The 22,765-nt window shown below is 73.3% G+C and carries 17 protein-coding genes; 2 read left to right on the forward strand and 15 right to left on the reverse strand.

Features of this window, described 5'->3' with window-relative positions:
• Positions 1–178 precede the first annotated feature (178 nt).
• From ACIBM5_RS38345 to ACIBM5_RS38385, 9 genes are all read right to left on the reverse strand, one after another.
• Positions 179–2,230 carry an ATP-dependent DNA helicase gene (locus tag ACIBM5_RS38345; protein WP_396011353.1) on the reverse strand — a complete coding sequence of 684 codons (2,052 nt, stop codon included), beginning with the start codon at positions 2,228–2,230 and terminating at the stop codon, positions 179–181.
• 104 nt (positions 2,231–2,334) lie between these two features.
• Complete coding sequence (locus tag ACIBM5_RS38350) at positions 2,335–3,303, reverse strand: SGNH/GDSL hydrolase family protein (protein ID WP_396011354.1); 969 nt, start codon at positions 3,301–3,303, stop codon at positions 2,335–2,337.
• 135 nt (positions 3,304–3,438) lie between these two features.
• Positions 3,439–4,296, reverse strand: coding sequence for a carbon-nitrogen hydrolase family protein (locus ACIBM5_RS38355; RefSeq protein ID WP_396011355.1), 858 nt, complete (start codon positions 4,294–4,296; stop codon positions 3,439–3,441).
• A gap of 87 nt (positions 4,297–4,383) precedes the next feature.
• The gene (locus tag ACIBM5_RS38360) at positions 4,384–6,249 is read right to left on the reverse strand and encodes an IucA/IucC family protein (protein WP_396011356.1); all 1,866 of its coding nucleotides are present in this window, start codon (positions 6,247–6,249) and stop codon (positions 4,384–4,386) included.
• On the reverse strand, positions 6,173–7,645 hold the full coding sequence (locus ACIBM5_RS38365) for a lysine N(6)-hydroxylase/L-ornithine N(5)-oxygenase family protein (RefSeq protein ID WP_396011357.1): 1,473 nt from the start codon (positions 7,643–7,645) through the stop codon (positions 6,173–6,175). Before ACIBM5_RS38365 ends, ACIBM5_RS38360 begins: the two co-directional genes overlap by 77 nt.
• Entirely contained in the window at positions 7,642–8,322 is a 681-nt protein-coding gene (locus ACIBM5_RS38370; protein WP_396011358.1) for a GNAT family N-acetyltransferase, read from the reverse strand. The genes ACIBM5_RS38365 and ACIBM5_RS38370 overlap by 4 nt, the downstream gene beginning before the upstream one ends.
• 28 nt (positions 8,323–8,350) lie before the next feature.
• Positions 8,351–10,120, reverse strand: coding sequence for an IucA/IucC family protein (locus ACIBM5_RS38375; protein WP_396011359.1), 1,770 nt, complete (start codon positions 10,118–10,120; stop codon positions 8,351–8,353).
• 150 nt (positions 10,121–10,270) lie between these two features.
• A complete protein-coding gene (locus ACIBM5_RS38380; RefSeq protein WP_396011360.1) occupies positions 10,271–11,830 on the reverse strand; it encodes a pyridoxal phosphate-dependent decarboxylase family protein in 1,560 nt (519 codons plus the stop codon).
• The gene (locus ACIBM5_RS38385) at positions 11,827–13,263 is read right to left on the reverse strand and encodes a diaminobutyrate--2-oxoglutarate transaminase (RefSeq protein WP_396011427.1); all 1,437 of its coding nucleotides are present in this window, start codon (positions 13,261–13,263) and stop codon (positions 11,827–11,829) included. The genes ACIBM5_RS38380 and ACIBM5_RS38385 overlap by 4 nt, the downstream gene beginning before the upstream one ends.
• A 313-nt stretch (positions 13,264–13,576) precedes the next feature.
• Between ACIBM5_RS38385 and ACIBM5_RS38390 the strand changes: the two genes are divergently transcribed.
• Positions 13,577–14,659, forward strand: coding sequence for a trypsin-like serine peptidase (locus ACIBM5_RS38390; protein ID WP_396011361.1), 1,083 nt, complete (start codon positions 13,577–13,579; stop codon positions 14,657–14,659).
• An 84-nt stretch (positions 14,660–14,743) separates the two neighbouring features.
• On the opposite strand, the gene hflX is transcribed toward ACIBM5_RS38390, so the two are convergent.
• The 6 genes from hflX to miaA all read right to left on the reverse strand — a co-directional run bounded on the left by hflX (position 14,744) and on the right by miaA (position 21,990).
• Positions 14,744–16,249, reverse strand: a complete 1,506-nt coding sequence (hflX, locus tag ACIBM5_RS38395) for a GTPase HflX (protein ID WP_396011362.1) — start codon at positions 16,247–16,249, stop codon at positions 14,744–14,746.
• Positions 16,250–16,416: 167 nt separating this feature from the next.
• On the reverse strand, positions 16,417–17,130 hold the full coding sequence (locus ACIBM5_RS38400; RefSeq protein ID WP_391581623.1) for a DUF4097 family beta strand repeat-containing protein: 714 nt from the start codon (positions 17,128–17,130) through the stop codon (positions 16,417–16,419).
• 224 nt (positions 17,131–17,354) lie between these two features.
• Complete coding sequence (locus tag ACIBM5_RS38405; protein WP_391581622.1) at positions 17,355–18,098, reverse strand: hypothetical protein; 744 nt, start codon at positions 18,096–18,098, stop codon at positions 17,355–17,357.
• A gap of 116 nt (positions 18,099–18,214) precedes the next feature.
• A complete protein-coding gene (gene dapF / locus ACIBM5_RS38410; RefSeq protein WP_396011363.1) occupies positions 18,215–19,069 on the reverse strand; it encodes a diaminopimelate epimerase in 855 nt (284 codons plus the stop codon).
• Between the two features lie 125 nt (positions 19,070–19,194).
• Positions 19,195–21,006: a gamma-glutamyltransferase gene (gene ggt / locus ACIBM5_RS38415; RefSeq protein ID WP_396011364.1), complete on the reverse strand. Its 1,812-nt coding sequence runs from the start codon at positions 21,004–21,006 to the stop codon at positions 19,195–19,197.
• 75 nt (positions 21,007–21,081) lie between these two features.
• Complete coding sequence (gene miaA / locus ACIBM5_RS38420) at positions 21,082–21,990, reverse strand: tRNA (adenosine(37)-N6)-dimethylallyltransferase MiaA (RefSeq protein WP_396011365.1); 909 nt, start codon at positions 21,988–21,990, stop codon at positions 21,082–21,084.
• 232 nt (positions 21,991–22,222) lie between these two features.
• Between miaA and ACIBM5_RS38425 the strand changes: the two genes are divergently transcribed.
• On the forward strand, positions 22,223–22,699 hold the full coding sequence (locus ACIBM5_RS38425) for an antitoxin (RefSeq protein WP_396011366.1): 477 nt from the start codon (positions 22,223–22,225) through the stop codon (positions 22,697–22,699).
• The last annotated feature ends 66 nt before the right edge of the window (positions 22,700–22,765 follow it).

Raw genomic sequence — 22,765 nt, forward strand, 5'->3', positions numbered from 1 at the left:
GGGGCGGGGGGTGGGCGGGGGGGGCGCGGCGGGGGGGGGGGGGGGGGGCCCCCCCCCCCGGGGGGGGGGGGGGGGCGGGCCGCCCCCCCCCCCCCCCCCCCCCCCGCCCGTCTCACGTGCGCGGCCCGCCGGCGCCCGCGGTCGGGGCCCGGCTCGCCCCCGCCCCCGCGGTAGCGCTTCAGGCCGGCTCGCCCCGGCCGTCCTTGTCGATCGCGGCCAGCGAGCGGCGTACCTGATTGCGGTCCTCCGTGTACCACAGCGGCGGCATCGAGGCCCGGAAGAACCCGCCGTAGCGGGCGGTGGCCAGGCGCGGGTCGAGCACCGCCACCACGCCCCGGTCGTCCATCGCCCGGATCAGCCGCCCGGCGCCCTGCGCCATCAACAGCGCGGCATGCGTGGCCGACACCGCCATGAAGCCGTTGCCGCCGTTCTCCTGCACCGACTGCGCCCGCGCGCTCATCAACGGATCGTCCGGACGCGGGAACGGGATCCGGTCCATGATCACCAACTGACAGGACGGCCCCGGCACGTCCACGCCCTGCCACAGCGACAACGTGCCGAACAGGCACGTACGCGGCTCGGCGGCGAAACGGCGCAACAGCTCCGCCAACGAGTCGTCGCCCTGGCACAGGATCGGCAGGTCCAGCCGCTCGCGCAGCGCCTCGGTGGCCGCCTCCGCACCGCGCCGCGAGGAGAACAGGCCCAGCGCCCGCCCACCGGCCGCCTCGATCAACTCGGCGAGTTCGTCCAGGGTGTCCGCGCTCATTCCGTCCCGACCGGGCGGCGGCAGATGCCGGGCGACGTAGAGGATGCCCTGTCGCGGGTAGTCGAACGGCGAGCCCACGTCCAACGCACGCCACCGCGCCAGGTCCGCGTCGGTGTCCGGATCCGCGTCGTCGTCGGACTCCTCGCCCTCGCCCGGCTGCACCGCCACCTCGGTGGGCACCGGCTCGGGCTCGTCGGTGAGCAGCCCCTCGGCGGTCAGCCCCAGGCTGCCGGCCACGCCCCGGAAGTCGCCGCCGAGCTTGAGCGTGGCCGAGGTGAGCACCACCGTGCGGTCCCCGAACAGCGCCTCGCGCAACAGCCCGGCCATCGCGATCGGGGCCACCCGCAACGACGCACCGGTGCGCTCGTTGCGCTCCAGCCAGATCACGTCGTGCGGCGAGTCCTCGAGAATGCGCTCGCACGTGTCGTGGATGTGCTCGACGCCGGCCAACGCCTGGCGACGGGCCGCGTCCTCGTTGCTCAGCGACTTGTCCCGGACCTCGCCGAGCGAGGTGATCACGCCGCGGCTCGCGTCGCGCAGCGCGGACACCGTCCAGCCCAGATCCGGGTCCAGCTCGCGCAGCCGACCGGGCTCGCGCCCCTCCATGGTCTTCTTGAACGCCTCCGAAGCGGCGTCCAGGTTGTCCACGGCGCTCTCGTTGGCCAGCTTGCCCGCGCGGCGCGCGGCCCGGTCCACCGCGCTCAGGCTCAGCTCGGCGGTGGCCACCCCGGTGGCCCGGCTCGCGAACTCGTGCGCCTCGTCCACGATCAACAGCTCGTGCTCGGGCAGCACCGGCGCGTCCTCCAACGCGTCGATGGCGAGCAGCGCGTGGTTGGTGATCACGATGTCGGCCTGCTTGGCCTGCTCCCGCGCGGCCTCGGCGAAGCAGTCGTCGCCGTAGGGGCAGCGCGAGGCGCCCAGGCATTCGCGCGAGGACACCGACACCTGGGCCCAGGCGCGGTCGTTGACGCCCGGGCTCAGGTCGTCGCGGTCTCCGGTCTCGGTCTCGTCGGCCCAGTCCCGCAGCCGGACCACGTCCTGTCCGAGTCTGCTCGTGGGCGCCGGGTCGAAGAGCACCTCGCCCTCGTCCGGCGGGCCGTCGTGCAGCCGGTGCAGGCACAGGTAGTTGCCCCGGCCCTTGAGCGTGGCGAACGTCGGTGAGCGGCGCAGCAGCGGGCGCAGCGCCTCGACCGTGCGCGGCAGGTCGCGCTCGACCAGCTGCCGCTGCAGCGCCAGCGTCGCGGTGGCCACCACGACCTTGCGACGGGCGGCCAGCGCGGGGACCAGGTAGGCCAGGGACTTGCCGGTGCCGGTACCCGCCTGGACCAGGAGGTGTTCGGCGCGGGCGACCGCGCCGGAGACGGCCTCGGCCATGGACACTTGTCCGGGCCGCTCCGCTCCGCCGACGGCGGCAACGGCGGCGTGCAGGAGTTCGGTCAGCTCGGGACGGTCGGAGTCGCTCATCGGGCGACAAGCCTAGATGCTCCGCCGGACATCCCTTACCACGCGGCCCGCTTCGCCCGGCTTCTCCCGCGCCGCTTTCTGCCGCGGGAGAAGCCGGGCGAAGATCAGCCGAGCTTGGCGAGTACCGCCTTGGCCAGGCCCTCCTGGCCGAGCGCGTTGGGGTGCACCGGGGCGGCGGGCGACTCGGGCTTGATCCCCTCGATCCACTTGGTGCCCGCCGGCCGGCACACGTCGTGGCCGGCCGAGCCGGCGTAGGTGTCCACGTACTCCGCGCCCTGGCCGGCCGCCTCCTTGGCGAGCATGTCGTTCAGTGCGGGCACCACTTTGCGCAGATAGGGCAGGTCGCCCTCGGCGACCGGCACCTGGGCGGGGCAGGTGCCGGTCTCCGGGAGGATCGTGGGGTAGCCGACGACCAGGATCCGGGCCTTGGGCGAGCGCTGCTTGATGCCGGCGATGGTGGCGGCGATCTTCGGCCCGGTCTCGGCGATGCGCTTGGCCAGCTCGTCGTTGCCGCCGGCGGTGTACTTGTCGGTGCACGGCTGTGTGGACGTGGTGCTGCGGCTCTGGATCACGCACGTCGTGACGATCTCGGAGAAGCCGATGTCGTTGCCGCCGATGCCCAGGGTGACCAGCGCGGTGTCCGGGCGCAGCGCGTCGAACTGCGGCGGCGGCGAACCCTGGGTCTGCTGACCGGCCGTCATGTCCGGGGTGCGGGCACCGCCGCAGGTGGCGTCGACGAAGCCGGTGATGTTCTGCTGCCTGGCCACCAGGTGCGCGTAGTTGCTCTCCGAGCGGCTGCATCCGGGCGGCGCGGCGGGCACGATCACGGGTATCTTCACGCCCGCCGCGTACGAGTCGCCGAGCGCGACGAAGGTGGCCCCGCTCGCCGCGGCGGGCAGTGCCTTGGGGTTCGCCGGGGCGTCCTTGCCGCCGCCCGGGGCGCCGGGCGCGTTCGGAGCGGCGGCCTTGCGGTCGGCGGAGGTGTCGGAGTCTGAGTCGTCCGAGCACGCGGACAGCGCGACGAGCGCCGTCAGCGCGGCCAGGCCCGCGATCGCCCTGCGAGTTGTGCGCACGTGCGCTCCCCTCTCGTCGTTGCCTTCCACCATTACCCGTCGGTAGGTTGCGGTGATCCGGCGAGACTAGGCGCTTGCGCACGCGGATTCCAGCACCGACGAGCCCGGATCGGGTGGGATCGGATCGGGTGGGTCTCAGTCCAGCTTGATCGTCTCGCGACGCTCGCCCGGCCCCGCGCGCCGTGCTTGCGGCAGATCCTCCAGCATGGTCAGGCACTCGCGGGCGGCGTCGATCTCGATGTCCTGGAAGGTCGCGGCGACCACGTCCACCCGTTCCCCGTCGGCCTCGATCACCACCCGCCCATCCGGGCCGTACACCCCGCTGCGTCCGCACGCCGGGCCCAGCACGGTGTCGCCGATGTGGTTGGCGACCACCGTGTAGCAGGTGTTCTCCAGGGCTCGGGCGGCGAAGTACAGGTCGCGGCGGTGCTCGCTGTCGCCGCGGGTGTACACGCCCGGGCACAGGTAGGCGTCGCAGCCGTCGTGCACGGCCGCGCGCACGTGTTCGGGGAAGCTGACGTCGTAGGCGCTGCCCAGGCCCAGTCGCCATCCGGCGATCTCGATGGTGCAGCCGTGGTCGCCCGGGCGGAACAACTCGCGCTCCTCGTGCCACAGGTGCTGGCGGTCGTAGGCCACGTGCGCGTCGCCGTCCCGGCCGACCACCACCAGCGAGATGGTCCGGGCGCCCGCGCGGCGGACCGCGGCGCCGACCACCGCGACCGTGCGGGTGGCGTAGCAGGCGGCCTGGAGCTCACCGAGCCGGGTGTCGCCGGGCACGATGTCGCACGGTTTCACGTCCGGCCGGAACAGGTCGAGGTCATACCCCGACAGGAACAGTTCCGGCAACACCACCACGTCGGCGCCGGCCGAGGATGCGAAGCGCACGAGTTGCGCGGCCGTGGCGACATTCGCGGGGATGTCGCCCGGCCGCGCCTGGGCCTGTGCGGCGGCAACCTTCAGTGGTTGCCTCGCGTTTTCGGCGACGTCGGTCACCCGCCGCATTCTGGCACCGTGATGGGGATCACACCATCGGCAAACCGGACAGGTTGTCGGCGACCCTGTCGTGGTCCGATGTCGAGGTCACGGGCACAGCGCGTTGGGCACGCTGCCGTGTGCGCTCACGTGCGGGCGCGTGGGACGGTCCCGATAGCCGTCCAGGAGCAGCCGATTGCGGTTCAGGCACAGCCGGTCGATCCGCGGCGTGAGCAGGTCGAACAGCTCGTGCCGGCCCTTGAGTTCGGGGAACGCCCCCTGGTGGTCCAGGATTTCCTCGCGCACCAGCGCCCAGAAGCCCTCCTGCGGGATGCCCAGGTGCACCGCCGCGAGATCGGCCAGATAGCGGTGGTGCCCCACCAGCAGCGCGGCGTGGATGAACTGGCAGAGGTAGTCGGGCCGCTCGCGCAGCAGCACCGCCGCGACCTCGGCCGGCAGGTCGGCGAGTTCCGGCAGCGGCTGGTCGCTGATGTTGACGTCGTCGACGAAGTCCTTGATCGCCAGCCGGACCGGCACGTCGTGCTCGTCGAAGATCACGATCGCGTTCTCGCCGTGCGGGGAGAACACCAGGCCGTACCGGTACAGGCAGTGCAACAGCGGCGGGAGCAGGGCGTGGAAGAGCCGACGCAGCCACACCCGGGGGGCCAGCCCCGAGCGTTCGACCAGTTCGAGAACGAACGGCCGGCCGGCCGGATCCACGTGCAGCAGGCAGGCGAGCGTGCGGGCGCGCTCGCCGGGATCCAGTCGCGGCGCCAGCGGTTCGCGCCAGATCGCGCCGAGCAGTTCGCGGTACTGGTACGGCACGCCCGGCAGTTCCTCCAGCACCGGGTGGCGCACGGTCACCGACGCGGTCTCGCCCAGCATGATCACCCGGCACTCGTCGCGCAGGAACGGGTCCGCGTCGCGCAGTCCCAGCACCCAATCGGTGACCGCCGGCGCGGCCAGCGTGCGCTCGCTGGGCAGGCCGCGCCACACCAGCGTGTTCAGCACCGACAGCGGGAGCTTGACGGTGCGCCGCGCGGGCCGGTCCAGATTCAGGAACGTACGCACCGACTGCTGCGCGAGGTGCCGGTCCTCGGCCTCGCCCAGCGCGATGATGCGACCGGCGGCGACCTCGGGCGCGAACAGCGTCGCGATCGTCTCGTCCCACTGCCACGGATGCACCGGCAACCACAGGAAGTCGTCCGGATCCAGCCCGCGCGCGGCCGGGACCCGGCGAAAGCCCTCCAGGGTCGCCGGGTCCAGTTCCTCGTCGTACAGCCGCTGTTCGCTCAGTCCCGGCACCGCCCGGTAGGCCGCCAGGTCCCGATGCACCGCGATCCACGGCAGCCTCAGCGCCCGCCGCGCCTCCGGGGCGTAGCGGCGCGCGTCGCTCGCCGAGAAGCCGATCCGGCCCTTGTTCGGCACGATCCACGGGTGGCCGGTCTGGTGGCCCTCCAACTCCGCGTAGCTAAGGTCGGCCAGCGTGGCCGCGCTCACCGCGCTCGCCGCACTCGCCGCGTCGGCGGCCAGCGTCGCGGTCAACTCGCGCACCAGGTGGCCGGCGGTGTCGCCGCTCAGCCCGATCACGGTGTGCGCGTCCAGCAGGAACTGGAGCATGTCCTCGGCCGGGTCGGCGCCGCCCTCCCACTCGCGCACCACCGACTCGGGATCCACGTGCCACGCGTCGTAGGCGCCGCGCCGGGCCCGGAAGCGGTAGCGCACATCGCCCGAGACGTCCACGGTGTACGTCTCGCCGTCGGCGACCGGGGCCAGCAGTTCCTCGTAGGCGAACTCGGCGAGCGACTTGGCGATCATGTCCCGGTTGACCCGTCGCCAGACCTCCGGGTCGGTGGGGGGCACGCCGTGCCGCGCGCCGGGGACCCGGGAGGCGGGCTCAGGCGCGGCGGGTCGGGCGCCCTGGTGCGGCAGTTCGGCCTCGATGGGCTCCGCTGCCGGGTTCGACTGCGACATGGGGTACCTCTGCGGGGTCGGTCGCGTCCCCTCGCTGCGGTCGGTGCGCGGGCTCGGTGTCGCCCGCGGCCAGGCCGAACGTGGTGAACGCGGTGCGGATCGGCAGCCGGTAGACCGCGTCGCCGCACACGGAGTTGAGAATGGTCGCGGCCCGGTGCGCACCCAGGCCCAGGTCGGGGGTGCCCACGCCGTGCGTGTGCAACTCGGCGTTTTGCGTGTACAGCCCGCCGGTGACGTGTTCGGCGAGCACGACCCGGTGGTCCAGGTCGATCAGCGGACGACCGGCGTCGTCGCGCACGATCAGGTCCTTCACCGGATCCAGCAGTGCGGGATGCCGCTGCGCGTACCCGGTCGCCAGCACCACCCGGTCGGTGCGCACGGTGAAGGCGCGGTCCTGTTCGCCGTGCCGGCACCCCAGTTCCACGCCCTCGCGGGTGGTGCGCGCGCACGTCACGGTGACGTCGGGCATCAGCGTCGCACGCACCCGCCCGCCGGCGATGCCGCGCTCGTAGAGCTCGTCGTGGATGGCGGCGATGGTGTCCGCGCTGATCGCCTTGTAGAGCTGCCACTGCTCGGGCACCAGGCGGTCGCGGACCGGTTCGGGCAGCGCGTGGAAGTAGCGCGTGTAGTCGGGCGTGAAGTGCTCCAGGCCGAGCTTGGAGTATTCCATCGGGGCGAACGCGGGCGAGCGGGTCAGCCAGGTCAGCCGTCGGCTGGGGCCGGTGCGCCGGCGCAGCAGGTCCAGGAAGACCTCCGCGCCGGACTGCCCCGAGCCCAGCACCGTGACGTCCTGCGCATCGGTGAGGTCCGCGCGATGGTCCAGGTATCGGGCCGCGTGCAGCACGGTGTCGCCGAGCAGACCCGCGAACGGCTCCGGCACCACCGGCTCGGTGCCGATGCCGAGCACCACGTTCCGGGCGTGCACGTGGTGCCGCTCGCCGGTCGCGGTGTCGCGGAACTCGACCCGGTACAGGTCGCCCTCCCAGGACACCGACCCGACGTCGCTGCCGAACCGGCAGGCCGGCAGCGCCTCGGCGACCCACCGGCAGTAGTGGTCGTACTCGCGCCGCGGCACATGCAGGCGCTCGGCGAAGTAGAACGGGAACAACCGGTCGTGCGCGCGCAGATAGGCCAGGAACGACCACGGATTGGTCGGGTCGACCAGGGTGACCAGATCGGCCAGGAACGGCACCTGCAGGGTGGTGCCGTCCAGGAGCAGTCCCGGATGCCAACTGAACGCGGGAGTCCGATCCAGGAACAGCGTGCGCAGCGGCTCGACCCGATCGGCCAGCGCGGCCAGCGCGAGGTTGAACGGCCCGATCCCCACCCCCACCAGGTCGTACACCACCGCGCCGGGGTCGGCCGCCCGGCGCGGGGCGGGCAGGCGCTCGGTCACCGCCGTGCACCCGCTTCCCGCGCGGCGCGTCCGCGCATCATCAACGCGGCGCGCTTGTCCGGGAGTTCGACATCGCCGAAGCGGTGGAAGCCGGCCCGCGCGAAGGCCGCCAGCGACGCCTCGTTGCGTACGTCCGGCTCGGCCACCACCCGCATCGTGTCGGGGGCGGCGCGCAGCACCAGTTCGGTGACCGCGCGCAGCAGCAGCGAGCCGATCCCGCGCCCGCGCCACGCGGCCGGGCCGACGAGCAGATGGATCCCCACGTCGTGCGGGCGGGCCGGGTAGTACCGGGCCAGGTCGTCCAGGTCCGCGCGGTAGAGCTCCCAGTAGCTGACCGGTTCGTCGTCCAGGCAGCCCAGGTAGGCGTGGTTGTGCGTGCGCACGGCCTGATTCGCCAGGTGTCGGCGCACCACCTCCTCGTCCCCGGCCAGCTCCCACCAGCGGGCGATGTCGGGGTCGTTCATCCACGCGTGCAGCAGCGGCAGGTCGCGCTTGGTGTGGATCTCGTGCAGCGAGAACCGGCCCGCGGGCAGCGGGACCGTGCCCCAGCGTGCCGCCTCGGCGAGCGGGCCGGCCTGCCCCGCTGCCCGCGACCCGGTGTTCAGGCGCACGGTCTGGGCCTCGGCGAAGTCGCTCCGCCGGGCATCGGCGGGCGACGACAGGAATGACGGGCTCATACGGGGACGGAACCTCCTGGGACCGGGCTCACGCGGGGGCGTCGGTGAGCGGGTTGCGGATGTGCACGTAGATCGACTGGGTCGCCACGGGACCGACGAGCTCGTCGAGGCCGTGCAGTCGGGTCATCAGGTTGGCCTTGCAGCGCGGCCTGGGATCGGTGAGCAGCGTGCGCGCCGCGCCACAGGTGGGCGCGTGGGCGGCGAACAGCGTGCGCAGCCGCGCCAACAACACGGATTCCTCGACCAGCCCCTGCGCACCGAACGCGCCGATCAGCCCGAGCAGGTTGTTCACGCCCAGGTAGTAGGCCAGCCGCTCGTCGGCGATCTCGTCCGCGACGATGGTGTCGCTGGCCACCCCCGCGGCGGGCAGCCGCCGGGCCAGGTCGGCGGTGCGCGAGGCACGGAAGTAGTAGCCCTGGTTGTCCCGGTAGCGTCCGCCCACGGGCAGGCCGTCCGCGTCCAACAGGACCAGGGTGTTCTGCTGGTGCGCCTCCAGCGCGATACCCGCGTGCCGGTCCAGCCACAACACCGGCTCGGCCACCACCGCCAGGTAGCGCTCGAACCACTCCTCGGCGACCGAGGCCCGGGAGCGGCCGCTGCGCTCGGCCAGCGCGTGCACGTATCCGGCCAGCCGCGAGGGGCCGATCCCGGGCCGTTCGGCCACCAGCGCGGCCACGCACGACACCCGCTGGTCGGGGTCGAACGGATTGGCCCGCAGCACCAGTTCCAGGCCGGCGGCGGGCCGGTCCTGGCGCGGGAACGGCTCCGGCGGCGCGACCGAGATCCAGGCCGGATCGCGGACGATGTCGAAGGTGGGGTGCGCGCGGCGCAGTTCGTGCTCCAGGCCGGAACGCAGCAGACGGTGCACCTCGATCCCGCGCAGCAGTTCCTTGGGCAGGTTCTCCCGGCGCGAGTTGGTGATCCGCAGGCCCAGCGAGAGCTTGAGCATCACCTCGGCGTCGGGTCGGTACACGGTGCGCACCGAGGAGGTGGGGTACCACGGGGCGCCCGCCGGGCCGAGCGCGCGCAGCCGGCCCGCGTCGAAGAGGCCCCGCAGGTGCGGCCGCCCGGGCAGGTCCCGGGCCTGCCACGGGTGGGCGGGCACCAGCACGGTGCCCTCGGGCGCGCGCAGGTCGCCGGCGAATTCGGCCAGCACGTCCGCGGCCTCGCGCCCCAGCGCACTGTCCTGCCCGACCAGGTCGGCGTCGGCGGCGAACCAGTGCAGTGCGAAGGACCCGCGCAACTCGGGCGACCACGCGGCGTCCTCGGCCGGGTCGAGCCGGTCGCGGCTCTTGGGCGTGGGATGCATCGGGTGGCCCAGCACCAGCGACTGCTCGGCGGCCAGGAACGGCGCCGTCCCGGGCGGGTCCTCGGGGTGCGCCCGGTGATGGGCGATGTAGCGCTCGGTGTGGGTGACCGAGTCGGCGACCCGGATCGCGGTGTCCCCGCCCGCCCCACCGGCCGCCGAGGACCCGCTCGCGCTCGCCTCGTCGCCCAGCACCAGCGCCAGCGTGACCGCGTTCAACGGCCCCTCGCCCTCCAGGTGCGGAGTACCGAAACGGTGCCACCCGGACGGCGACCAGTAGCGCACCGGCACGGTGACGGTCCGCCCGATCGCGGGCAGGTCGATGTTCAGCACGCTCGACTGCGGCCTGGGCAGCGCACGTTCGCGCACCCAGCAGCGGAGCAGGCACTCGACCGTCGCCCCGTCGGCGGCGCGCCGGGCCTCCGGCGCGTCGAGGTGGTCCGTTTCGGGATCCGTCCGCACGGCGGACGGGTCGGGACCCGCGATGGTCATCGCTGCTCCGTGTGGTGTCGATCGACCCGTGGTCGATGCCCGTGGATGAGGTTGCTCCCGATTGGGGAGATTTCGACCCGTGTCGATTGTTCGGCGAGGTCGGTCACAAACATGCGAGGCGCGCGGAAACGATTGTTTGTTGACGGAGCGTCAGCAGGGCGGCGCGCTTTCCGCGCGCCCCGCCTCGACCACGGCCGCCAACAGGGCCGCCAGGTCCGCCGCGGTGGTGTTCGGGTTGAGCAGGGTGAGCTTGAGCCGCACCGCGCCCGGGCCACGGCCCAGTTCGGTGCGGCCGACCACCGCGCTCCCCTCGTGCAGCAGCCGGCGGCGCAACGCGGCGTTGACCCGGTCCGTCTCGGCCGCGCCCGCCGGTCCCGGCCCGTCCTGGCGCTGCGGGAGATAGCGGAACACCACCGAGGTGAGCACCGGCTCCGCCGCCAACTCCAGGCGCGGATCGGCGCGGATCAACTGCGCCGCGTGCCGGGCCAGGTCGTGGCAGCGCTCGACCAACTCGCCCAGTCCGGCCCGGCCCAACGCCCGCAGGGTGACCGCGATCTTGAACACGTCCGCCCGCCGGGTGGTGCGCGGCGAATTGCCCAACAGGCTGAAGTAGCCCGCCTGTTCGTCGTCGTCCGGATTCAGGTAGGCGGCGCGCTGCGCGAGCGGGGCCAGCAGCGCCGCGTCGCGCACCAGGAAAACCCCGGCGGCGACCGGCTGCCAGCCCAGCTTGTGCAGGTCCAGGCCCACCGAGTGCGCCCGGTGCAATCCGGCCAGCAGCGGCGCGAGTCGGTCCGAGAACAGCGCGCCGCCGCCGTAGGCCGCGTCCACGTGCAGCCATGTGCCCAACTCCCGGGCCACCGAGGCGATCGCCTCCAGCGGATCGATCGCCCCCAGGTCGGTGGTGCCCGCGGTGGCCACGATCGCCGCGATCCGGTCATTGCCGGCCCTCACCCGGCGGCCGGCCGCGGCCAGCGCGACCGGGTCCATGCGATGGTCGGCGCCCGCCGGCACGGTGACCACGGCGTCCTCGCCCAGGCCCAGCAGCCCCGCACAGCGGCGGATGGAGAAGTGCGCGGCCTGCGAGCACAGGATCCGCCGCCGACCCACCCCGGGACCCGCCGCGTCCCGCGCCAACAGCAGGCCCATCAGGTTGGACTCGGTGCCGCCGCTGGTGATCGTGCCGCCCGCCACCTTCGGGGCGAAGCCGACCAGGCCCGCGAGCGCGGCGACCACCTCGACCTCCAGCGCGGTCGCCGCCGGCGCCTGGTCCCACGAGTCGAGCGAGGGGTTGAGCGCGGCGGCGACCAGATCCGCGGCCACCGCGACGGCCAGCGGCGGACAGTGCAGATGCCCCGCACAGTACGGATCGGCCGGATCCGCGGCCCCCCACGCCAGCAGCGCGGACAACTCGCCCAGCGCGGCGAACTCGCCCACGCCCAGCACCGGCAGCGGACCCGGGCCGACCGCGGCCGACCCGCGCGGGTCCGGCACGGAGCCCCCCGGGCCCACCGCGCCCGGACCCAGCACGCGGGCCACCTCGGCCGCGACCGCGACCGGGCCGCCCGCCGGCAGCGGCCCGCCCCGCGCGCCCGCACCGCCCGCCAGCGCGGCCAGCGCGACCTCGACCAGCGCGCGCAGCGCGTCGGCGCCCGCGACCCCGCCCGCGAGCGCGGCCCCGACCGGATGCCCGACGTGCCGCGCGGTGCTCACGCCGACTCCGATCCGCCGGTCGAGGTCGGCCGGCCGGCCCGGGCCGCCTCGATCGCGTCCGCCAGCCGCTCCAACACCGCGTCCGCCTGCACGTCGGTCATCGTCAGCGGCGGCAGCAGTCGCACCACGCTGTCGTGCCGCCCGCCCAATTCGACGATCAGCCCCCGCCCCAGCGCCTCGCGGCGCACCGCGAGCGCCAGTGCGGGCGCCACCGGCCGGGCCCCGCACGCGTCCGCGGCGGCTTCCGGCTCGACGATCTCCACGCCGAGCATCAGCCCACGACCGCGCACGTCGCCGATCGCCGGCTGACCGGGCATCAGGTCGCGCAGCGCGCCCGCGAGTCGGGCCCCCAGGCGGGCCGCCCGCTCGTGCAGGCGGTGCTCGCGCACGAAGGCGATCGTCGCGGTGCCGGCCGCCATCGCCAGCTGGTTGCCGCGGAAGGTGCCCGCGTGCGCACCGGGCCACCAGTGGTCCAGTTCGGCGCGATAGACCACCACCGCGAGCGGCAGGCTGCCGCCGATCGCCTTGGAGATCACCATCACGTCCGGCACCACGCCGGCGTGGTCCACGCCCCACATCGTGCCGGTCCGACCCAGACCGGTCTGTACCTCGTCGGCGATCAGCGCGATGCCGCGCTCCGCGGTCAGCCGGCGCATCTCGCGCAACCAGCCGTCCGGTGCCGGCAGCACCCCGCCCTCGCCCTGCACGGGCTCCAGGATCATCCCGGCGGGTACCGGCACCCCGCCGTCCGGGTCCTCCAGGAGCGTGCGGGCGTAGTGCGCGGCCACCCGCTCGCCCTCGGCGCCGCCGGTACCGAACGGGCAGCGATAGCGCTGCGGGAACGGCAGCCGCACGGTGTCGCCGGTACCCGCGCCGGTCGCGTTGCGGATCGCGGTGTCACCGCTGACCGCCAGCGCGCCCTGGGTCATCCCGTGGTACGCGCCGGTGAACGCGACCACCCCACGCCGCCCGGTCGCGGTCCGCACCAGCTTCAGCGCCGCCTCCACCGCGTCGGTACCGGCCGGCCCGCAGAACTGGATCCGGCCGTCCCGCGCCAACTCCGGCGGCAGCGTGGCGAACAGCTCCTCGACGAAGCGGTCCTTGACGGGGGTGGCCAGGTCGAGCACGTGCAGCGGCGCGCCGGTGTCCAACACGCCGCGAATCGCCGCGAGCACCACGGGGTGATTGTGGCCGAGCGCGAGCGTGCCGGCGCCGGAGAGGCAGTCGAGGTAGCGCCGGCCGTCGGCTCCCTCGACGGTCATCCCCCGAGCCCGCACCGGCACGATCGGCAACGAGCGCGCGTAGGTGCGCGCCGAGGACTCGCGGGCGGCCTGCCGACGCAGGATGCCCGGACCGTCGGCCGACGGTCCGGTGCGCTGGCGGCCGATCCGGCCGGTGTCCGCGGGAGCGGTGTCGACGGGCGCGCCGGGCATCGGCGCGGCGTCCCCGGGCGGGGTGGCCGCGGGCGGCGCGTCCGGCGTCGGGTCCCCGGTGCCGGAGCGGTCGTCCGGCCTGGTCAGGGCGGCGGTCATGACTGCGGCACCTCCACAAGGGCGATCGGAATTTAGGTAAGGCTTACCTTGGAATGATGACTCGGGGCAAAATGGTCACCACAACGAGTGACAATCGCCGCATCGACGACCCCTGCCCCACACAACGACCGAACCGCCGCCCGATCACGGCCGAGGCCTGCTCCGATACTGTCGGGCGGTCATATACGGGGGGCGCACACGGGGAGGTAGGCGCTTGACGCGCGGCGTTCGCACGCTGTTCGTCACGCTGACGGTGGCGGTGTCGCTGCTGGTGACGGGCACCGTCATGGCACTGACACTCAACGGAGTCGGCAACGGCGGCGGCAACGGGAGGGGTCCGGAGACACTCGCCGATCCCGGCGATCCCGCGCACTGGACCCCGGAACGCATGAGCCGGGCCAGGCCCCGCGACCCCAAGGGCGAGGACGGACCACCCGCCCCGGCCGCGGCGCCCGACCGCCCCGGCCCGCAACCCTCCCGCGGCCCCCTGCCGGACGTGCTCGCCGAGGCCAAGCCGCCCCCCGTCCAGGCGCGCCCGGTGGCCCGCCCCTACACCGGCGCGGCCGGCACCGTCGCCGCCGGCAAACTCTTCTTCGAGGCCCCCGACGGCCCCTCCGTATGCTCCGGCACCGTGATCGCCGACCCCAAGCGCCCCGGCCGCAGCAACCTGGTCTGGACCGCCGGCCACTGCGTGCACGCCGGTCGCGGCGGCACCTGGTTCACCAGCCTGCAATTCGTGCCCGCGTTCAACAGCAGCGGCCAGGCCACCCTGGCCAACCTCGGCAACCCCGGCCCGGTCGCACCCTTCGGCCAGTGGTGGGCGACCTCGGTGTCCACCTCCGACCAGTGGCGCGCCGGCGGCACGAACTCCACGTCACCCGCCACCGCCTACGACTACGCGGTGGTCGAGGTCAAGAACCCCGACCGCAGCGCACGCAGCCTGGAGGAGGTCGTCGGCCGCGCCCTGCCGGTGTGGTTCGACGCCCCGCGCGACCTGACCGACGCCGGCGCGTACGGCTACCCGCAGGACGCCCCGTTCGACGGGCTGACCATGTTCGCCTGCACCCAGGACCCGCGCCGGTTGACCGTCGACCCGAACAGCCCGCCCCTGCTGCGGATCGGCTGCACCATGACCGCCGGCGCCAGCGGCGGCGGCTGGTACGCCACCGCCCCCGACGGCACCCTGCGGCTGATCGGCAACAGCGCGCTCAGCGGCGCCGGACACACCTGGATCGCCGGCCCCTACCTGGACCAGGACGCCCGCCGCATGCTGGACAACCTCAAACGCACACACTGAGCGGCGCTCGGTCGTCCCCGGACACGACAAAGGCCCGGGCCGCACACGATGTTCGTGTGCGGCCCGGGCCCGGTCGACCGTCGCTCAGCGCTTGGCGACCACGAACCGCTCCAACTCGGCGGCGAGTTGCCTGCCCACCCGAGCGTGCAACCACGTGCCCGCCTCGCGGTGCTCGGTGGCCAACAGCTCACCGGTGCCGTGCACCTTGGCCACCAGGTCACCGCGCTCGTACGGCACGACCACCTCGACCTCGACATCCGGGCGCGGCAGTTCCTCGTCGATCAACGCCAGCAACTCGTCCATGCCCTGCCCGGTACGGGCGGACACCACGATCGCGTGCTTCTCCCGACGCAACAGCCGTGCCAGCACCTCCGGATCGGCCGCGTCGGCCTTGTTCACCACCACGATCTCGCGCACCTTGTGCGCCTCGACCTCGGTGAACACCTCGCGCACGGCCGCCAGTTGTGCCTCCGGCGTGGGGTCGGAGCCATCCACTACGTGCAGGATCAGATCCGCGTCGGCGACCTCTTCCAGCGTCGAGCGGAACGCCTCGACCAGCTGGTGCGGCAGATGGCGCACGAAACCGACCGTGTCGGCGAGCGTGTACCCGCGACCGCTGGGCGTCTCGGCCCGGCGCACCGTCGGATCCAGCGTCGCGAACAGCGCGTTCTCCACCAGCACACCCGCACCGGTCAACCGGTTCAGAATCGAGGACTTGCCCGCGTTCGTGTAACCCGCGATGGCCACCGACGGAATGGCGTTGCGCCGCCGCTCCTGCCGCTTGGTGTCCCGGGCCTTCTTCATGTCCGCGATCTCGCGGCGCATCTTGGCCATCTTCTCCCGGATGCGCCGACGATCGGTCTCGATCTTCGTCTCACCGGGGCCACGCGTGGCCATGCCGCCACCGCCGCCGCCACCCATCTGGCGCGACAGCGAGGCGCCCCAGCCACGCAGGCGCGGAAGCATGTACTGCATCTGCGCCAGCGAGACCTGCGCCTTGCCCTCTCGGGACTTGGCGTGCTGCGCGAAGATGTCCAGGATCAACGCCGTGCGGTCCACGACCTTGACCTTGACCACGTCTTCGAGCTGAATGAGCTGACCCGGGGTCAGCTCACCGTCGCAGACCACGGTGTCCGCGCCCGTGGCGATCACCACGTCGCGCAGTTCCTTGGCCTTGCCGGACCCGATGTAGGTCGCCGGATCCGGCTTGTCGCGGCGCTGGATCAGCCCGTCCAGCACCTCCGAGCCCGCGGTTTCCGCGAGCGCGGCGAGTTCCTTGAGCGAATATTCGGCGTCGGCGGCGGTCCCGTCGGTCCAGACCCCGACCAACACGACCCGTTCCAGGCGAAGCTGCCGGTATTCGACCTCGGTGACGTCGGTCAGCTCCGTGGAGAGACCGGCGATGCGGCGGAGCGCACTGCGCTCCTCGCGGTCGAACTGGTCGCCGTCGTAGTCGAGCGGACCGACCCCGACGTCATCGCCCGTTCCGAATCCGTCGAAGGCCGCTCCGTCGTCGAAGCCGTCGGCATCGTCGAATGGGGGAGTCGAGTCCGTGTCGTCGTGTCCGGCGCGGTGTGAGCGAGAAGTCATATCGTCCTGTTCAACGTAGTCGGCGGGCCGCTCCATTCCCCGGAGCGGCCGTCACGATGGTCCCACGACCGCCCGCGCGCGGGCATCCGGGTTTTCGGCCGGTTCGTTCCACCGGCCGGCCCGAACCGGGTCGACCCTCGATCGGCGACCTCGCCGAACCGTCGACCTCACGAGGTCAGCAGCCGCGCCTGCCCCGCGTCGGTGTGCACCTTGATCCGGTGCTGCGACTGGTCGTTGCGCGAGACCTTGACGTCGGTGTCGCCGATCGTGGTGGACACGTCCGCCGCGTACTGCTGCCCGCCCGGCACCCGCACCGTCGCCCGGCCCGCGTTGGTCTTGGCGTCCACATCGGTGGGCGGCTTGGTGAAGGTCAGATCTATCGACCCGGCGCTGGTCTGCGCGGTCACCTTCGCCGAGGTGACCCCCTCGCCGTCGATCTTGCCCGCGCTGGTGCGCAGGTTGAGCGTCCCGGTCACATCGCGCAGGGTCACGTTGCCCGCTTCGGTACGGATGTCGAGCGCGGCACCCCCGCGCGGGATGGTCACCTCGTACGCCACGAAGCAGGCCCTGTTGCTCGCGCAGTCGTAGTCCAGGACCAGTTGCCCGTTGCCGTCCACGTTGTGCGTGGTCGTCGGCGCGGTCTTGTCGTAATGCTGTTTCTCGGTCACCTTGACCGTCTTGACGTCGGCCTCCGTCACCTTGACGTTGCCCGCGTTGCTGTCCACCTTGACCGAGCGCACGTTCTGCGAGACGTCGTAGGACGTGGTCTTCTTCTCCGACTCGTGTCCGTCGGTGTCCACGTTGAACTCACACGCGGTGAGCACCAGCGGAAGGGCGACCAGCGGAACCAGCAGAGCCAATCGACGGTTGCGGGCAGGCATCGTTTCTCCTTGGGTCGGGGCGGGGTCCGCCGCCCGAACGCACGACCACTCCCCCGCTTTACTGATGCCTCCAGGCTAGGAAGGCACACCCCCGCCCCGCGTCGGTCCGGCGTCGGGTAACGCGGGTCCTTCCCTGGCAGGAGAGACCCCCGGGACAGTCCACCTCCGGGAAGGACCCGCCTAGGGGTTCTCCCGGACCCCGGTACCGGGACCGTCCGCTCGCGTCAGTGCGCCAACCGGGCGCCCAGGGCCGGCGCGAGGGCGGTGAAGTCCGCCGCCTCGGCCTCGTCCAGAACCGCGTAACCGGCCGCCACGAGTTCGTCGGTCAGCTCCTCCGCGGCCCGATACCGCTCCGCCAGATCTGCTGTGACCTGCGGAAACGGCTTCTGGTGCCCATAGAACTCCAGGTACGGACTCCCCTCGGCCACCTGCGCCTCCAACGGGCTGAGCCGGTGTGCGGCCAGCGCCAGGATGTGCAGGCCGCCCCGGTGCTCCCGCAACGTCTGCAGGTTCTGCGCGAGCCGGGCGGGCGCGTCATCCGGAAGAGGGACACCGCGCCAGGCCGAGTACAGCGGGGCCAGGCCGGCCAGGTCGTTGGCGCGCACGATCGAGGTGGTGATCCCGGCGAGCCGCTCCACCTCCGGCAGGTCCGCGAGGTGGGTCCGGCCCCACTCCCGGGCGCACTCCGCGTACAGCTCGCCGACCTGCGCGGGCGGTGCGGCCTTGCGGCCCGCGGCCCACAGCGGGAGCAGGGTGTCGGCGGTGAAGTGGTGGAACGCGCGGACCACGGTGTCGTCGTCCACGTCCCCCAGGACCCCGCCGCGACCGGCGATGTACAGGGTCACCCCGTCCAGGCCCAGTTCCGCACCGCGCGCGACCGTGTGCGGCGCGAAGAAGAAGGCCCCCGCCGCCTGCACCGTCTTCTTCACCGCGCGAGTGGTGTCACGTGCCGTGTCCATGCTGCTCATGCTGATGTCTCCCCATGACGGCATTGCTTGACCAGGTCATGCAAGACCTATCACGGAGCTTCGGGGCATGCACAGGGCCGACGCACGCCCGCACGGCGCCACCGGCGGGCCGGTCCTCACAACCGATCGAGGTCGACCCGTCCCTCGGCGACGATCACCGCCGGACCGGTCATCTCGATGTGGCCGTCCACGCGCTCGGTGATCACCAGTCGACCGCCCGGGACGTCCACGGTGTAGCTGACCGGTTCGCCGGTCACCGCCGGCTCCGCGCCGTCGGCCCGCGCCGTGGCGACCATCACCGCACACGCCCCGGTGCCGCACGACCGGGTCTCCCCGGAGCCGCGCTCGTGCACCCGCATCGCCACGTGCCCCGGCGCCCGGCGCACCACGAACTCGACATTGACCCCGTCGGGATACGCCCCCGCCGGAGACACCGCCGGCGCCGTGAACAGGTTGCCCGCCTGGGCCAGATCCTCGACGAACACCACGGCGTGCGGGTTGCCCATGTCGACGTTGGTCGCGGGCCGCACCCGCCCCTGGACGTCCACCCCGATGCCCGCGGAGTCGGGCAGTCGGGGCACACCCATGTCCACCGTGACCGGGCCCTCGATCGGCACGGTGACCGTCTTGACCCCGCCGCGCGTGGCCACCCGCAGCTCGCCCGCCTCGGCCAACCCCTGCTCGACCAGGTGCCGGGCGAACACCCGCACGCCATTGCCGCACATCTCGGCGATCGACCCGTCGGCGTTGCGGTAGTCCATGAACCACTCGGCCTCTCCGGCCATGTGCTCGGCGGCCGGATCCTTGGCCGAGCGCACCACCCGGAGCAGACCGTCCCCGCCGATGCCCGCGCGCCGATCGCACAGGGCGGCGACCTGCTCTGCGGTCGGGGCGAACTCGCCGTCCGCGTCCGGCACGATGACGAAGTCGTTCTCGGTGCCGTGGCCCTTGAAGAAGTGCAGAGTGCTCACCCGACAATCCTAGGGCGTGACCGGGAGCGGCCCCGATGGGTTTCCACCGAGGCCGCTCCCGTGCGGTGCGTCGAGGCGCGTGAGGCGAGGTTCCCCGGGCGAGGCTTGTCGGGCGAGGTCGGTGGTCAGTCGGGTCGGATCACGCCCGCCGCGCCGCCGCCCCGGCGGGTGGGCTCCGCCACGGCCTGGACCCGGCCCCCGGGGAGGAACTCCAATGCGGCGGCGGCGCCGATCTCCGGATTCGCCTTGAGCACGTGCCCCCGTTGTTCCAGGGCCGCGCGCAGCGGGTCGGGCACCCCCGGTTCGACCTCGGTGGCCGCCCCGTTGCGTTGGGACAACCGCGGCGCGGCGACCGCCTGCGGCAACGACAGCCCCCGGTCCAGGCGCCCGGTCAGCACCTGGAGCACGGTGGTGATGATGGTCGCGCCGCCGGGCGAGCCGACCGCGATGAACGGACGACCGTCGCGGAGCACGATGGTCGGCGACATGCTGCTGCGCGGGCGCTTGCCCGGCGCGGGCAGGTTCGGGTCGAACACGCCGGGGGTGAGCGGCGCGAAGTTGAAGTCGGTCAGCTCGTTGTTGAGCAGGAAGCCGCGACCGGGCACGGTGATCGCGCTGCCCCCGGTCTGCTCGATGGTCAGCGTGTACGACACCACGTTGCCCCAGCGGTCGGCGGTGACCAGGTGGGTCGTGGACAACCCCTCGACCGGCTCGCTCGCCTCCGGTGTGCCGGTGGGGCGGCAGTCGCGGTCGTACGGCGGCGTCGGATCACCCGGCGGGACCGGGCTCACCGCGGCGTGGTCGGGGTCGATCAGGCACGCGCGTTCCTTCGCGTAGCCGTCCGAGAGCAGGCCGCGAAGCGGCACGTCCACGGCGGCGGGGTCGCCGACGTAGCGGTTGCGGTCGGCGAAGGCGAGTCGGGACGCCTCCAGGTAGTAGTGCGTCGCGGTCGCCGCGTCCTGTCGACGCGGATCGGTGGTCTCCAGGATGTTGAGCGCCTCGCCCACCGTGGATCCGCCGGACGAGGACGGCGCCATGCCGTAGACGTCCAGCCCGCGGAAGTCGACGTGCGTGGGCCGCTGGTCCAGGACCCGGTAGCGGGCCAGGTCGGCGGTGTCGATCAGGCCGGGCCGGAAGACCCGGTCCGCGCCCGGTGCCACCGGCGGCTGTTGCGCGGTCCGCACCACCTCGCGGCCGAGCCCGCCCCGGTAGAACCAGTCCACGCCGTTGCGGCCCAGCCGCTCGTAGGTGCGGGCCAGGTCCGGGTTGCGGAACACGCTGCCCACGACGGGCGGCCGGCCGTCGGGCAGGAACAGCCGCGCGGTCGGGGTGATGTCGTCGAACCGGGTCGCGTTCGCCGCGGTCTGGTCGTGGAAGGTTTGGTCGACCACGAACCCGCGCTCGGCCAGCGCCCGGGCGGGCTCCAGCGCGGCGCGCAGGCTGGTGGTGCCCCACGTGCGCAGCGCGGTGTCCCAGGTCTGCGGAGTGCCGGGGACGCCCACCGAGAGCCCCGAGTTGACGCCCTGATCGAACGGGATCGGCAGCCCGGTGGCCGGATCCAGGAACGCGTCCTTGCCCATCTTCGCGGGCGCCGTCTCCCGGCCGTCCAGGGTGCGCACCGTGCGGCTGCGCGCGTCGTAGTAGACGAAGTAGCCACCGCCGCCGATGCCGGACGAGTACGGCTCGGTGACGCCCAGGGCCGCGGCCGTGGCCACCGCGGCGTCCACCGCGTTGCCGCCCCTGCGCAGCACGTCCAGACCGATCCGGGTGGCGTCGGGGTCGACGCTGGAGACCGCACCGCCCCAGCCCGTGGCCACCGGCTGCTTGGGCGGCGGGTCGGCCGACTCGCCGGGGTGCGCGGACGCCACTCCCGGAATGGTCAATGCGAGCCCCAGCGCCGTACCCAGCGCCAGGACGCGACGAACGGAGCGGATCACGACCGCCTCCCCCGAGAAGGTTTGGGTGTGTCACGGACCTCCCACCGTGCCACGCAGACCCCACCGGCAACACCCCTACGCGGGTCGGATCACCCGTTCGAGCGCGGCGTCCAGCAGATCAGCCCTGGAGTGCGCCAACCACTGGATCCGCGGATCCCGCCGAAACCAGGTGTCCTGCCGGCGGGCGAACCGACGGGTGGTGCGCACGGTGTCCTCGCGGGCCGCCTCGTCGGTGCACTCGCCCGCGAGCAGCCGCAGCACCTGCGCGTAGCCCAGCGCGCGCGAGGCGGTCCGGCCCTCGCGCAGCCCGACCTTCTCCAGCTCGCGCACCTCCTCGACCAGGCCCGCCGCCCACATCCGGTCCACCCGCGCGGTGATCCGCTCGTCCAGCACCGGGCGCGGCACGTCCACACCGATCTGCACGCTGTCGTAGAGCGAGCGGTGGGTGGGCAGGGTGGCGGTGAACGGGCGCCCGGTGAGCTCGATGACCTCCAGCGCGCGCACGATCCGCCGGGCGTTGCTCGGCAGGATCGCCGCGGCGGCGGGCGGATCGGCCGCGGCCAGGCGCCGATGCAGCGGCCCGGGCCCGACCCGCTCGGCCTCGGCTTCCAGACGGGCCCGGATGTCGGGGTCGGTGCCGGGGAACTCCAGGTCGTCCAGCACCGCGCGCACGTACAGCCCGGAGCCGCCGACCAGCACGGGCGTGCGGCCGCGCGCCAGCAGGTCGTCCACCAGCGCCCGCGCGTCGCGCTGGTACTCGGCCACGCTGGCGGAGCTGGTCACGTCCCACACGTCGAGCAGGTGGTGCGGGACGCCGGCGCGCTCGGCGACGGTCAGTTTGGCGGTGCCGATGTCCATGCCCTTGTAGAGCTGCATGGAATCGGTGTTGATCACCTCCCCGTCCAGCGCACGGGCCAAGGCGACCCCCAGATCGGACTTTCCGGCCGCAGTGGGACCGACGACGGCAATGACACGGGGACTCACCCCCCAAGTCTGCCGGATCGGCGCGCCCGGTCGTGCCGTCGCTCGTTGCGGTACGGCCGTGCGCGAGGTCGTGACCGGCCCCGCGCGCTCTCGTTGATCCCCCGCGACCCATGTACTCCGGGTGGCTGTACTCCGGGCGGCGCGGCGGTACCCCGTACGGCCCAGCGGACCGGCCCCGCCTCGCCGCCGAAATGCACGACAACGACCACAGACATACGGTCTAGGAGAAATTGTGAGTGTTTTCGACTGGTTCAAGCGGCGTCCGAGCACGTCGGAGGAGAGCGGCTCGTGCTGCTCGCAGAACGCGGCGGGCACGGACACCGCCACGCTGGTCGAGGACCGGCCCGCGTCGCGGACATCGGCCGGCGCCGAGGCCGAACCGGTCGAGGCGGCGGCCACGACGCCCGCTCCCCGGACTCCCGGGGACGCGGTCGCCGAACAGATCGCGACGGGCGCATCCGAGGAGGAGCAGGACATGGGCGTCTTCGAGAACATCAAGGCCAAGGCCGAGGGGCTGCTCGGTCAGCACGGCGACAAGGCCGACAAGGGCATCGACAAGGCCGCCGAGGTCGCCGATCGAAAGACCGGCGGCAAGCACACCGACCACATCCACGGCGCCTCGGACCGGGCCAAGGAAGCGCTGGGCAAGACCGGCGGCGACGCGCCCGAGGCGACGCCGCCCGGGCCTCCTGCCGATCCCACCGCGTGAGTCCGAAGCGGGGGGGGGGGGGGGCGCGCCCCCGGGGGCGCGCCCCCCCCCCCCGGGGGCGGGGCG

The organism is Embleya sp. NPDC050493 (assembly GCF_044458105.1).
GTDB lineage: Bacteria > Actinomycetota > Actinomycetes > Streptomycetales > Streptomycetaceae > Embleya.